At 67.3% G+C, this 12,660-nt stretch carries 14 protein-coding genes; 6 read left to right on the top strand and 8 right to left on the bottom strand.

Annotation, left to right across the window (positions count from 1 at the left end):
- The first annotated feature begins 40 nt into the window (after positions 1 to 40).
- A complete protein-coding gene (locus ACX9OT_RS20225; protein WP_459003418.1) occupies positions 41 to 988 on the top strand; it encodes a nucleoside hydrolase in 948 nt (315 codons plus the stop codon).
- Positions 989 to 992: 4 nt separating this feature from the next.
- Here the strand turns inward: ACX9OT_RS20225 and ACX9OT_RS20220 are convergent, their stop codons facing one another.
- The 6 genes from ACX9OT_RS20220 to ACX9OT_RS20195 form a co-directional block, all read right to left on the bottom strand.
- A complete protein-coding gene (locus ACX9OT_RS20220; RefSeq protein ID WP_459003416.1) occupies positions 993 to 2,252 on the bottom strand; it encodes an MFS transporter in 1,260 nt (419 codons plus the stop codon).
- Between the two features lie 77 nt (positions 2,253 to 2,329).
- Positions 2,330 to 3,343, bottom strand: coding sequence for a hypothetical protein (locus ACX9OT_RS20215; RefSeq protein WP_107433626.1), 1,014 nt, complete (start codon positions 3,341 to 3,343; stop codon positions 2,330 to 2,332).
- A 128-nt stretch (positions 3,344 to 3,471) separates the two neighbouring features.
- Positions 3,472 to 4,785, bottom strand: coding sequence for a sensor histidine kinase (locus ACX9OT_RS20210; protein ID WP_071227777.1), 1,314 nt, complete (start codon positions 4,783 to 4,785; stop codon positions 3,472 to 3,474).
- Positions 4,782 to 5,522: a response regulator gene (locus ACX9OT_RS20205; protein ID WP_459003413.1), complete on the bottom strand. Its 741-nt coding sequence runs from the start codon at positions 5,520 to 5,522 to the stop codon at positions 4,782 to 4,784. Before ACX9OT_RS20205 ends, ACX9OT_RS20210 begins: the two co-directional genes overlap by 4 nt.
- A gap of 58 nt (positions 5,523 to 5,580) precedes the next feature.
- Complete coding sequence (locus ACX9OT_RS20200; RefSeq protein ID WP_107433627.1) at positions 5,581 to 6,126, bottom strand: redoxin family protein; 546 nt, start codon at positions 6,124 to 6,126, stop codon at positions 5,581 to 5,583.
- A 3-nt stretch (positions 6,127 to 6,129) separates the two neighbouring features.
- Entirely contained in the window at positions 6,130 to 6,924 is a 795-nt protein-coding gene (locus ACX9OT_RS20195) for an alpha/beta fold hydrolase (RefSeq protein ID WP_459003410.1), read from the bottom strand.
- 342 nt (positions 6,925 to 7,266) lie between these two features.
- Between ACX9OT_RS20195 and ACX9OT_RS20190 the strand changes: the two genes are divergently transcribed.
- From ACX9OT_RS20190 to ACX9OT_RS20170, 5 genes are all read left to right on the top strand, one after another.
- Positions 7,267 to 7,911, top strand: coding sequence for an HvfX family Cu-binding RiPP maturation protein (locus tag ACX9OT_RS20190; protein ID WP_458075037.1), 645 nt, complete (start codon positions 7,267 to 7,269; stop codon positions 7,909 to 7,911).
- Between the two features lie 100 nt (positions 7,912 to 8,011).
- Positions 8,012 to 8,488, top strand: coding sequence for an HvfA family oxazolone/thioamide-modified RiPP metallophore (locus ACX9OT_RS20185; RefSeq protein ID WP_459003408.1), 477 nt, complete (start codon positions 8,012 to 8,014; stop codon positions 8,486 to 8,488).
- Positions 8,489 to 8,544: 56 nt separating this feature from the next.
- Entirely contained in the window at positions 8,545 to 9,390 is an 846-nt protein-coding gene (locus ACX9OT_RS20180; RefSeq protein WP_049422759.1) for an HvfB family MNIO-type RiPP peptide maturase, read from the top strand.
- Positions 9,383 to 10,117 carry an HvfC family RiPP maturation protein gene (locus ACX9OT_RS20175; protein ID WP_049461799.1) on the top strand — a complete coding sequence of 245 codons (735 nt, stop codon included), beginning with the start codon at positions 9,383 to 9,385 and terminating at the stop codon, positions 10,115 to 10,117. Before ACX9OT_RS20180 ends, ACX9OT_RS20175 begins: the two co-directional genes overlap by 8 nt.
- A 51-nt stretch (positions 10,118 to 10,168) precedes the next feature.
- Positions 10,169 to 10,807, top strand: coding sequence for a ferric reductase-like transmembrane domain-containing protein (locus ACX9OT_RS20170; protein WP_049422757.1), 639 nt, complete (start codon positions 10,169 to 10,171; stop codon positions 10,805 to 10,807).
- A gap of 62 nt (positions 10,808 to 10,869) precedes the next feature.
- Here ACX9OT_RS20170 and ACX9OT_RS20165 read toward each other — a convergent pair whose 3' ends face one another.
- Both ACX9OT_RS20165 and ACX9OT_RS20160 read right to left on the bottom strand, forming a co-directional pair.
- A complete protein-coding gene (locus ACX9OT_RS20165; RefSeq protein ID WP_458075034.1) occupies positions 10,870 to 11,274 on the bottom strand; it encodes a hypothetical protein in 405 nt (134 codons plus the stop codon).
- A gap of 27 nt (positions 11,275 to 11,301) precedes the next feature.
- A complete protein-coding gene (locus ACX9OT_RS20160; RefSeq protein WP_459003404.1) occupies positions 11,302 to 12,438 on the bottom strand; it encodes a metallophosphoesterase in 1,137 nt (378 codons plus the stop codon).
- Positions 12,439 to 12,660: the final 222 nt, after the last annotated feature.

Raw genomic sequence — 12,660 nt, 5'->3', positions numbered from 1 at the left:
CGGCGCCCCCCGCACCACACGGAAGAAGAAGAACAACAACATGCTGAAAGTCATTTTCGATACCGACCCGGGCGTCGACGACGCCCTGGCCCTGCTGTACCTGCACAAGCACGCCCAGATCGACCTGATCGGCGTCACCACCACCTTCGGCAACGCCTCGGTGGAGTCGACCACGCACAATGCGCTGTACCTGAAGCAGGCCTGGGGCTTTGCCGCTCCGGTCGCGCGCGGTGCCGGTGGCCCGCTGCAGCCGGAAGCCACCCCGGAAGCCTGGCCGGTGCACATCCATGGCCACAACGGGTTGGGAAACCACCCGGTGCCCGCCCACCTGGACGTGGCCGCCGATGCGCGCCCGGCCCACCAGCTAATCATCGACCTGGTCCGCGCACATCCGGGCGAAGTGACCCTGGTCGCGGTCGGCCGCATGACCAACCTGGCCCTGGCCCTGCAGCAGGCCCCGGACATCGCCGGCCTGGTGCGCGGCGTGGTGATCATGGGTGGCGCTTTCCACGTCAACGGCAACATCACCCCTGCCGCCGAGGCCAACATCTGGGGCGATGCCGAAGCCGCCGACGTGGTGTTCACCGCCAGCTGGCCGGTTACTGCGATCGGTCTGGACGTGACCACCCGCGTGGAAATGGACCGTGACGGCCTGGACAAGCTGGCGGTCATCGGCGGTGCCGACGCCGGGCTGGTCCGTGCGCTGTCGCAGGACTACGTGGACTTCTACCTGCAGGCCGGCCACAAGGGCATGGTCGTGCACGACTGCTGCGCGTGCATCGCGCTGACCCGCCCGGAGCTGTTCCAGTTCGAGCGCGCCAGCGTGCATGTGGCCACCGACGGTGTCGCCCGCGGCATGACCATTCCCAAGCCGGAAGGCCTGGCGTTCGGTCCCAGCGTGTGGGATGGCCACGTGGTGCAGTCGATTGCCATCGGCGTGGATGCGGCCGCGGTACTGGCCGACATCGAGCAGACCCTGAAGGTCTGACCCGCTAGCGCTTGGCCCTGCCCGGGACCGTCTCGGGCAGGGTCCACAGCACCGGCAGCACCAGCACCGCCACCAGCGCGATCATCGCGCCCGGCGCGGCCGCCCAGCCACTGCGCTCCACCCACCATTGCGCCAGCCAAGGTGTTGCTCCGCCGAAGAAGGCGGTGGCCATGGTCACCCCCAGTGCCAGCCCGCTGACCCGGCCCTCGCCCGGGAACTGCTCGGCCGTAGCCGGGGCCGCGACCGCGCTCACGCCACCGGCCACGCAGGCCAGCAGCACCGCCGCCAGCCCGATGCCCAGCGCCGTCGCCTCCGCCATCCACGCGAACAGGGACAACGGCAGCAGCGCCGCCAGCAGAGTCAGACCCAGCAGCATCGGGCGTCGCCCGACGCGGTCGGACAATGCGCCGCACAGCGGCGTGATCGCAATGACCGCCACTGCCGCAATCGTCGACAGCCACAGTGCATCACCTTCGTCATGACCCTGCGCATGCAGGAATGCCGGCACATAGGTGATGCCGACGTAATAAGTGATCGATCCCAGCGCCGAGATCGCAAACGTGCGCGCTACTGCCAGCGGGTGGTTACGCAATACGTGGCGAAGCGGCGTAGCCGGAATACTGCCCTCGCGACGCTGGCGTTCGAACTCCGGCGATTCGTGCATGCCCGAGCGCGCAACCAGGATCACCAGTGCCAGCGCGGCACCGAAGAAGAACGGAATGCGCCAGCCCCAGCTGTCCAGCTGCGCCGTGGGCAGCAGCGCAACCGTAAGCGCCGAGATCGCCACCGCCAGCAGCGCGCCCACCTCGCTGGCCGCCGATGCCAGCGAGGTCACCAGGCCGCGTCGCCGTGCTGGTGCGCTTTCCAGCAGGTACGCCACCACGCCGGTGTACTCACCGCCCACCGAAAATGCCATCACGCAGCGCAGTACCAGCAGCAGCACGCCCGCCGTAGTGCCCGCCGTGGCCGCTGTCGGCAGCAGCGCGGTGGCCAGCATCGCCGCTGCCATCAAGGCCATCGATGCCAGCAGCATCCAACGCCGGCCCAGCCGGTCCCCCAGGTGGCCGAAGCACAGTGCGCCCAGCGGGCGCATCAGGTAGGACACCGCAAAGCCGGCCAGGGTGACCAGCAGCGCCTGCTCGCCACCACCGAAGAACACCCGCGACAGCACCGTGGCGAAGTACAGGTACAAGGTGAAGTCGTACCACTCCACCACCGTGGACAGGCCGGCCACCCACATCGAGCGCTGCCGCTCGGCAGTCATTGCGTGTTCGCCTTCAACAGCCTCGATCCCGGTTGCGCAGGTTCGGGGAGGATGTCACGGCCGGGGTGAAATACCGGTCATCGGCTGTCCGTCGCCTGCATGTACTGGGTTTCATGGCCGGTGAAACGCTCACCGTCAAAGCCGAAACAGAAGCGCCCTTCCTCGAACACGCGGTAGACCAGCAACGCGCCATCGAGGCAGAACTGCTGCTGGTCCACACCCGTTTCCAGGGTCCCGTAGCCGGTGGCGTCTCCGCCCTTCCCCGCCGGGCCGGTGAAGGCATCGATCGGCAATGGCGTGGCGCGTCCGGTGCGGGTGTCGACCAGCACCAGCGTGCGCTGGAAGTACCCGGGACGATCATCGACCTGTACCAGCAGATAGTGCTGGTTGAAATTGGGCTTCTGATGCTGGAGAGCTTCTTCAATGGCGGCCCGGTGCCGCGCATCGCAGAAGTCGACCGGGCTGTAGCGGTAGCTGCAACCGTCGTGGTCGTAGGGCAGGTTCATGCCGGAATAGCTCACGCCTGCCTGGCTGCCCGCGTCATCTCCCGGCTCCGGCGTGCTGCACAGCAGCCACGAGCGCTGCGCATCTTCAGGATCAGCCATCAGCTTCGGTTCGCGGCCCGCTTCGTAAGCCGCGCCACCCGGGAAGTCCTGCCCCAGGTGCTGGTGGGCGATTGAACGCGCCTTCTCCAACGGCAAGGCAATCCTGGCCCCACGGAACGAGACGAACGTCATCGTCGGCAGGATCACCTCTTCCACCGGCAACCCCTTCCACAGCCCCTGCACGCAGAACGTGGCGATCTCGTTCTCCTCGTCCTCCTTGCAGGGCTTTGGTGCGTTCGCAGCCAACCAGGGGTGCGCCGGGCGGTCGGTTTGCTGATCGATGTACCAGCCGTCCAGCGCGCAGGTCGGCAGGGCATCCAGCAGCGGGGAGAGATCGGTGGTGGCGGTCGGCATCACCGCCGGTGGGTCTGCAGGCGCGTGTTCGGCCGATACCTCCGGCGAGCGCTGGCAGGCCACCAGCAACCCTGCGCTGATAAGCAGCGCGACACGGCGTGCGTGCCAGATTGAAGAACGGCGTCCCTGCATTGCGTGGTGGTCCCTGGTTTCAACACTCGCTGGAGATGATCGCCGATCCCGGTACCATGCAGGAACGTCGCAAATCCCACATCGGGGTCAGAGCCCTTTGCTCCCGCAAAGGGATCCGACCCCGCCAATTACCCCGGCAGCTGCAGCTCCGCCCGCAGGCCGCCCCCCTCGCGGTTGTGCAACCGCAGCGAGCCGCCCAGCGACTGTGCCAGCTGCACCGCGATGGCCAGGCCCAGGCCGGTCCCGCCGGTATCGCGATTGCGCGAGCTTTCCAGCCGGTGGAACGGCGCCAGCACTGCCTGCAGCTGGCCCTCGGGAATGCCGGGGCCACGGTCGGAAATTCCGATCCACACCCTTCCGGCCTCATCGCGGCCCGCCTCGATCTCGGCGGCACCGGCGTAGCGCAACGCGTTGTCGACCAGATTGCCGACCACCCGGCGCAGCGGCTGCGGCCAGGTCTGCACGACCAGTCCAGCGGGCGCACCACCACTGACCGGCTTGCCCATGTCCTCGTAATCGCCGACCACACTGGCCAGGAACGCGCCCAGGTCCATCGACACCGGCGCGCCACTGGCGACGTGGCTGCTGCGCGCATAGGCCACGCCCTCACGCACCAGTTGACCCAGGTGGTCGAGGTCGGCCAGCAGCCGCTGCTGGGTGCTGTCTTCAGGCAGGGTCTCCACCCGGAGCTTCATGCGCGTGATGGGGGTCTGCAGGTCGTGCGAGATCGCGGCCAGGATCTGCAGGCGCTCACTGACATGGCCACGAATGCGTGCCTGCAGTGCATTGAGTGCGGCCGCCGCGCCGCCCACTTCCGCAGGGCCGTCTTCAGGCAGTGCAGGCCCGTCCTTGCCCGGCTGCAGATGCTCCACCGCATGCGACAGCTGCTGCAGCGGGCGCATGGCCAGGCGCACCGCCAACCACGCGCACACCAGCAGCAGCGCCAGCTGCACCAGCAGCACGGCGGGCAGCCAACGTGCCAGCGGCAGGCCCGACGGAGTGACTTCAATGGTCAAGGGTGTGCCGTCGTGCAGGCGCAGTTCCACCTCGAACCGCTCCGGCAGGCGAGCCACCTGGCGCGCCTGCAACGGATAGCGGTGCTGCAGGCTGTCGTCGATGATCGCCGTGACCTGGCGTGCACGATCGGTCTGCAGTCCCGGCCCAGCCGCAGCCGGGCGCAGCAGGTAACGGTAGGTGCGTCGCTCCAGCCGCGGCACCCAGGCATCGCGCTGGTCCTCGGGCAGGTGCTCCAGCAGCGCGACACTCACGGCCACGTCTTCATCGAGGTTGCGCAGCATCATGCTGCGGGTGGACTGGTAGCGTTCGAAGAACAGCAGACCGAAGGACAGTGCGTGGGCCAGGGCCAGTCCGCCCAGCAACACCAGCAGCAGCCGCGCCGACAGCGTGCGCGGCCAGCGTGGACGGCGTGCGGTGGTGTTCATTCGTCCGGTCCCAGCAACTGCACCGGCACGCTGAACACATAGCCTTCGCTGCGCACGGTCTTGATGTAGGTCGGCTCGCGTGCGTCGTCACCCAGGCGCTGCCGCACGCGGCTGACCAGCAGGTCGATCGAGCGATCGAACAGTTCGGCATCGCGGCCCTGGGTGAGGCTGAGCAGCTGGTCGCGGCTGAGCACCCGATTGGCGTGATCGAGGAACACGCGAAGCAGGCGGAACTCGGCGCCACTGAGCGGATAGGCGGTGTCCTGCGCATCCAGCAGGTGGCGTGCGGTGGTGTCCAGGCGCCACTCGCCGAAGGCCAGCTGGCGACCTGCTTCGCTCACCTGCAGATTCGGCGGCAGCATCCGGGTGCGGCGGATCACCGCATTGATGCGTGCCAGCAGTTCGCGCGAAGAGAAGGGCTTGGTCACGTAGTCGTCAGCGCCCATTTCCAGGCCGATGATGCGGTCGGTCTCGTCGTCGCGGGAGGTCAGCAGCACCACCGGCACCGCACGATGCTTGCCGGCGCGCAGGTTGCGGCACAGGCTCAGGCCGTCCTCGCCCGGCATCATCACGTCCAGCACCACCAGATCCACGGCATGGGTATCCATCAGCGCGCGCATGGCCCGGCCACCGTCGGCCTGGCTCACGCGCAGGCCGTTGCGTTGCAGGTAGTCGGCCAGCATCTGGCGAATCTCGCTGTCATCGTCGACGACCAGGATGTGCGGTACATGGTTCATTGCGTTCTCGATGAAGGCAGGGGGACAGCGCCGCGCGGCGCGGCCATGGTAGCGCGGCTCAGGGGCTGGCCAGCAGGCGCTGGATCTCGCTTTCGGTACGTGCGTAGTCGCCCTCGCCGTAATGGCGGTAGACCACCCGCCCCTGCCGGTCGAGCAGGTACAGCGCGGGCCAGAAGCGGTTGCCCCACGCGTTCCAGATCCGGTACTGGTTGTCCTGCACCACCGGCCAGGTGATATCCAACCGTACGATGGCCTTGCGCACGTTGCCGGGCAGCCCTTCATAGGCGAATTCCGGTGTATGCACGCCGATCACCCTCAGGCCCTGCGACGCGTATCGCGCATGCCACTGGTGGACATAGGGCGCCACGTTGAGGCAGTTGCTGCAGGTGTAGGTCCAGAACTCGACCAGCACCACCTGCCCCTGCAACTGCTTCAGTGTGAGCGGTGGGCTGTTGTGCCAGGGCCCGCCACCGTCGAACCCCGCCTTCGGTGCTGCGTCGAGTGGCTGCGCGCCAGCATCCGCGCCGGGCCATGCCAGCAGCAACGCCGCTCCACCCAGCAAGCCCAGCAGCAGGGGCAGTGCATACCCTCGCAGTGCGGCCATCGCTCAGCCCCCCTGCTCGGCCAGCGGCAGTTCGGCCGGCTTCACGCCTGCCGCCTCCAGGATGCTGTCGGCCACCTGCGCCGGATGCGAAAGCAGCGACACGTGGCTGCTGCCGATCGACTGCAGCTGTGCGCCGATGCGGCGTGCGGTGGCGGCCTGCAGCTGCGGCGACAGCATGCGGTCATCACGGCTGAGCACGTACCAGCTCGGCTTGCTGCGCCACGCCGCAACGTTGACCACCTCGCCCAACGCGCTGGCCTTCAACGGGACCTGCGTGCTGTACAGCAGCGCGGCCGATTTTTTCATCACATCCGGCGCGAAGTCCTGGGCGATGGCATCGGCAGGCAAGGTCAGGTAGCCATCCCTCTCCTGCAGTCGGGCCAGGCCCGGACCGACCGGGAAGCCCTCGCCCTGCTGTGCCGATGACTGCCCGGCATCCGGTGCGAACGCGGCCACGTACACCAGCGCCTGCACCTTCGGGTCATCGCCCGCTTCGGTGATGACCGTGCCGCCCCAGCTGTGGCCGACCAACACGACCTTGCCCGGTGCGGCGGCAATGGCGCGACGGGTGGCGGCGACGTCGTCGGCCAACGAGGTGAGCGGATTCTGTACGGCCACCGCCGGCAGCTTCCAGTCATGCAGGGTACTGATGACCTTGCTCCAGCTGGAGCCATCGGCGAAGGCGCCGTGCACCAGGATGACGGTGGGCGGTGCAGCGGTATCGGCCTGGCTGGCGAAGACGGGGGCGGCTGCGCCGGCAAGGGCGAGAGCAGCGGCAAGCAACGAGGTACGGATCATGGGTGGCACTCCGGTGTTGGGAGTGGCCATTTCCGCCTGCCGGTGTATCACCGCTGTTTCTCCGCGGCGCGGAGTTGTACCGGACTGTAGGGCGCAGGCGGGTTTCTACAGTGGGATACATTCGGGCGCCGGGCCCGGCCGGGCGCTACCGGGTGGATATCGCTGCCCGCACGCGGGCGCGCACCGCCCCGATGTGCCTCGACACATCGTCTTTGTATCTGACTGTACGAAACCCCGGCCGCGGCCACAGTCGCTGACAAAACCGGGGGGAACGGCACACGTTGCCGATACCTGCGCCGCCTGAAATGGCCTCCACCGACCACTGGCCCGCAGGACACCACCATGATCAGCACCGCCTCTTCCGTGTATACCCCCCGCCTGGACGCCGTAGGCCGCTGGCTCTCGCCATTGGCGCTGCGCATCCTGCTGGCCTGGGAGTTCTTTGAATCCGGCCGCGAAAAGCTGGGCGGCCAGAACTGGTTCGCCGACCTGGAAGGTCGCTTCCCATTCCCATTCTCCACCCTGCCCGCATCACTGAACTGGCAGCTGGCCACCTGGCTGGAACTGGTGGGTGCAGTGATGCTGCTGCTCGGCCTGGCCACGCGCTCGGTGGCTTATGTGTTCTGGGTGCTGACCGTGGTCGCCATCGCCGCCGTGCACTGGCCCGACCAGTGGAACAGCCTGGGTGAACTCTGGCAGGGCTATGCGATCACCGACCAGGGCTACGGCAACTTCAAGCTGCCGCTGCTGTTCCTGGCCATGCTGCTGCCATTGATCCTCAACGGCGGTGGCGCACTCAGCGTGGACCGACTGCTGGCCGGCTCACAGCACGCCCCCGTTGGCAATGACGGCTTGGGTTGGGGCGTCAGCCTGATCGCCCTGCTGCTGCCGGTTGCCGCGCTGCTGCCCGGCATCGGCTTCGGCGGCGCCCTGCTCGGTGGTGTGCTGCTGGTGGGTTACGTACTGCGCCGTCGCCGCAACGCCTGATCCGCTTCGCCCCTTCACCGCGCTTCTTCCCTTCGTTTCCGTCGCCTTCAAGCGGCGTCCATCCCGCACGCCCCGCGTGCATTCCCAAGGAGTCACCACCATGTCTGTCTCGACCAAGAACACCCTCTCCTCCCGCCTGCCGCGCATCGGTGCCGTCGGCATCGCCCTGGCCGGTGGCCTGCTGCTGGCCGGCCAGGCCACGGCGATCCAGCCACTGGCGATCAGTGCCGTGGCCATGAGCGCCGCCGCCGAAGGCAAGTGCGGTGAAGGCAAGTGCGGGGCCAACAAGACCGCCACCGGCAAGCCCGCCGGCAAGGCCAAGGTGGCCGAGGGCCAGTGTGGCGAAGGCAAGTGCGGCGACGCCTCGTTTGCCCGCGCCGACCGCGACCACGATGGCCGGGTCTCGCGTGCCGAGTTCAACGCCGTGGCCGCCAAGCGTGCCGCCGAGTTCGACCGCATCGACACCGACCACGACGGCTACATCAGCGAGCAGGAAGCGCACGACTACCTGCGCAGCGTCTACACCGCCAACGGCAAGCCGATGCCGAAGGGCCTGTTCTCCCGCGTCGCCGATTGATCGACGTTCAACCGGCGCCGCCTCCGAGGCGGCGCCCTCTCCCTGGAGCAACCGTCATGACCCTGCCCCTGCCTTCCAATGCCGCCGGTCTTGGCCTGCGTCGTGGCCTGATCGACGAACTGCTGGCCATGCCGGCCGGTGCCATCGACTTCCTCGAAGTTTCGCCCGACAACTGGATCGGCGTCGGCGGTGCACACGGTGCAGCGCTGCGCAGGTTGAGCGAACGCCACCCCCTGACCTGCCACGGCCTGTCGCTTTCTTTGGGCGGTCCTGATCCGCTGGACCGCACCCTGCTGGCCCAGACGCGTGCCTTCCTCGACCTGCACCAGGTGCAGCTGTACAGCGAACACCTGAGCTACTGCGCTGCCGGTGGCCACGTCTACGACCTGCTGCCGCTGCCGTTCACCGCCGAGGCCGTTCACCATATCGCCGGTCGCATCGCCCAGGTGCAGGACATGCTGGGCCGACGCATCGCCGTGGAGAACATCTCCTACTACGCCGTTGCCGGCGCGGACATGAGCGAGATCGACTTCATCAACGCCGTGCTCGCCGAAGCCGACTGCGACCTGCTGCTGGACGTCAACAACGTTTTCGTCAACGCCTGCAACAATGGTTATGACGCCTTCGAATTCCTGGCCCGCGTGCCGGCCCACCGCGTCGCCTCGCTGCATGTGGCGGGCCACTTCGATGAAGACGATGGCTTCAAGATCGATACCCATGGTGCACCGGTGAAAGGCGTGGTCTGGGCACTGTTGCGCGAGGCCTATGCGCGGGTGGGCGTTCGCCCCACGCTGCTCGAACGCGACTTCAACTTCCCCCCGCTTGCCGAATTGCTGGCCGAGGTCGGGCAGATCCGCCAGGCGCAGGCCGAGGCACGTTGGCCCGAGGTGGCCCATGGCTGAGTCGCTGGCGACCCTGCAACGGCGCTGGGCCGATCATGTGCGCGACCCTGCAAAGACCGCACCCGATGGCATCGAGGCGCGGCGGATGGCGGTCTACCGCCGCCTGTGCATCGACAGCTTGGACACCCTGCTGGCCAGCAGCCTGCCGCGACTGCAGCAACAGTTGGGCACGTCGCGCTGGCGCGACATCGTGGAGCACTACTACGCCAGCCACATCTGTCACACCCCGTTGTTCCCACGGATCGCCGGCGAGTTCGCGGCCTGGCTGGCAGTGCAGGACACGCTGGCACTGCCGGGCTGGGCAGCAGAACTGGCGCACTACGAGAGCACGCAGCAGTCGCTGCACATTGAAACGCGTGACGGCGGGCGGCCGCTGCAGCGCGCTCCCGTAGGCAATGATGTGCTGGCGGTTTCGCCGTTGGTGCGGGTGCTTGGCTACCAGTGGCCAGTACATGAGGACGGGGCGCTGGAGCCGGTGTTGAGCACGGCTCCCACGCTGCTGGTGATCCAGCGCCTCGCCGATTTCAGCCTGCAGACCGAGGAACTGTCACCGCCGGCCTACGCGCTGCTGTCGGTGTTCGGTGACGACAGCGCGTCGGTGGATGAAGCACTGCAGCTGCTGTCCGAAACACATGGCGAGGCAGCGGACGCATTGCGCATTGCCTGCGTGCCTGTTCTGGGCGAGCTGTGCGCGGCGGGCGTGCTGGTCGCATTGCCTGCTTTCTGAGATTGCCGGCCAGCGGCCGGCACTACCGCCCCCCTACTTCGAGGTCTCACCATGGCTGCATCCAATACTCCCTTCCTGCACGGCTGGCGCCTGTTCGTGTCCGTGGCGGTGGTCCTGATCGCCTTCGCGCTGGCGGCCTTCGCCCTGTATCCCGATGCGGCCGAAGGCAGCCGAGCCGCGATCCGGGTCACTGCACGCACATCGTTCCTGTTGTTCCTGGCAGCGTTCACGGCATCGTCGTTCGCCAGCCTGCTGCCCAGCCCGTTCACCCGGTTCCTGCTGCGCGAACGGCGCATCATCGGCCTGTCCTTCGCGTTCTCGCACCTGCTGCATGCCATCGCCATCACCAGTTTCGGCATCCTCAACCCGGCATTCTGGCCAGCACGCTCAGCGCTGGCCAACCTCCCGGGCACGGTGGGCTACATCGCCATCCTGGCGCTGGCCATCACCTCGCATCGGGGGCTCGCCCGGCGCATGGGACCCACAGCCTGGCGTCGCCTGCACGTCACCGGCATGTGGATCATCGCGGCGGTTTTCACCTACTCGTACTTCAAGCGCGTGCCGGGCAACTTCTGGTATGCGGTGCCGTCGGCGCTGCTGTTCACCGCCTTCGTGGTGCGCTGGATCGCCAAGCGGGCGCAAGCGCTGCGTCGAAGTGCGCATGCGCGGCCGCCGCTGCGAGCGGCCTGACGGGCCGGGGTCAGATCCCTTTGCCAAAGGCGAAGGGATCTGACCCCATCATGTCGTCCCCATCAGCCGTCACGTGTGGCGCGATAGGCAGCGTAGGCATCGAGGATCTTCTGCATCCGGGCCTGCTGCTTCACACCCATCGGTGCCCGTTGCACACGCTTCAGCAGCGTCTTCCACATATATCCGGAACGGAAGAAGTACGGGCGCACCTCAAGGAAGGTCAGCACGACATCCACCGTGTTCGGATCCTGCTCAGCCAGTTGCTTCAGTGCATTGGCGTAGCCACCCGGGAACGCAAGCTGTTCATAGCGCTGGTTGTATTCCGCGCAGGCTGCCGTGTGCCGCTGCACTTCTTCCGGGCCACGCCAGCGCGCGCCAGCGGCTTCGCGGATGGCTTGGCGCAGCCGATTGATCTCGTCCGCATTGGCGCGGATCAGACGTTCCATGGGTGCGCGGGGATGGGACATGGTTCCTTCCCTGTGGTTTGTCAGGGGTCACGGGGCGCGGCGCAGGGTGATCAGGGTGATCTCCGAAGGAACGCCGATGCGTGCCGGGAAACCGGCCCACAGGCCAGCACCATTGCTCACGTACAGTGTCATGCCATCCACCTCGTAACGCCCGGACACATAACCGCCATTGGCGCGCTTCACCAGCTGGTCCATGCCAATGATCTGGCCGCCATGTGTATGCCCGGACAGCTGCAGCTTCACCCCGCGTGCGGCAGCCTCGCGTGCGTTGCGCGGGCGATGGTCGAGCAGGATCACCGGCGCGCCCGGATCGGCGCCAGCCAGCGCGGCCTCCAGGTCCGGCAGCGGCAGACCGTAGCGTGCGGCCACCGGGTCGGTGACGCCGGCAATGGTCAGCGCCGCGTCACCGCGTCGTACCTGCAGATGACTGTTCTCCAGCACCTGCATGTGCAGCGCGCGGAACGCCTGCATCCAGTCCTGATACTGCGCGTAGTACTCGTGATTGCCGGTGATGGCAATGACGCCATCCGGCGCCTGCAGGTCGGCCAACGGACGCGCGTCCTCGCGACGGGCCTCGACACTGCCGTCGATCAGATCGCCAGTGATCACGATCAGGTCCGGCTTCAGTGCGTTGCTGTCGTCCACCACCCTGCGCACCCACTCACCGGTCAGCAGGCGGCTGGCATGGATGTCGGTCAACTGCAGCACGCGATAGCCATCGAACGCGGCCGGCAAGCCGGCGATGCTCACCTCGATCTGCCGAGGCTTGGGGACGGCCATGCCCTGGCTGACGCCAAAGCCACTGACCAGCAGCGCCAGCACACCCGCCGCCGGGCGCAGCTTCGGCGCGCGCAACGCCGATACAGCACGTGGCCTGCGCAGGATGCGCGACACCAACAGGCCCGCGTCCAGCACCAGCAGGAACAGCGCCAGCAGCAGTACGGCAGTCGAACCCGTGGCCAGCTTGGCGATGGCCAGCTTCGGTATCTCCGGCGAGGCCATCGTGCCCCAGAACACGGCGACGATGCGCAGCTGCACGGCAACGCTCACCAGCAGCAGCGACAGCACGACCTTCATCCAGATGGGCATGCGTAGTGGCCAGAACAGGCGCCAGGCCACATACAGGCCCATCAACAAACCGATCGTACTCAGCACTGCAACCATCCTGGAAAGAAAGCGGGCCCGCCATGGTGACGGTTGCCGGCAGTGTTGTGTAGAGCCGGGCCCGTACCCGGCTGCTCAGGAAGCAGTCGAGCATGGCTCGACTCTACAGAGGGCCAGTCGAGCATGGCTCGACTCTACAGAGGGCCAGTCGAGCATGGCTTGTATGTTCCTCCCGGCTCCTACGAGGTATGTAGGAGCCAGGGTGGAGGGACCGTCAAGCAT

It is taken from the genome of Stenotrophomonas genospecies 3, from assembly GCF_054473855.1.
The sequence above is the reverse complement of the archived record's forward strand: the minus strand, read 5'-3'. Positions and strand labels throughout refer to the sequence as shown.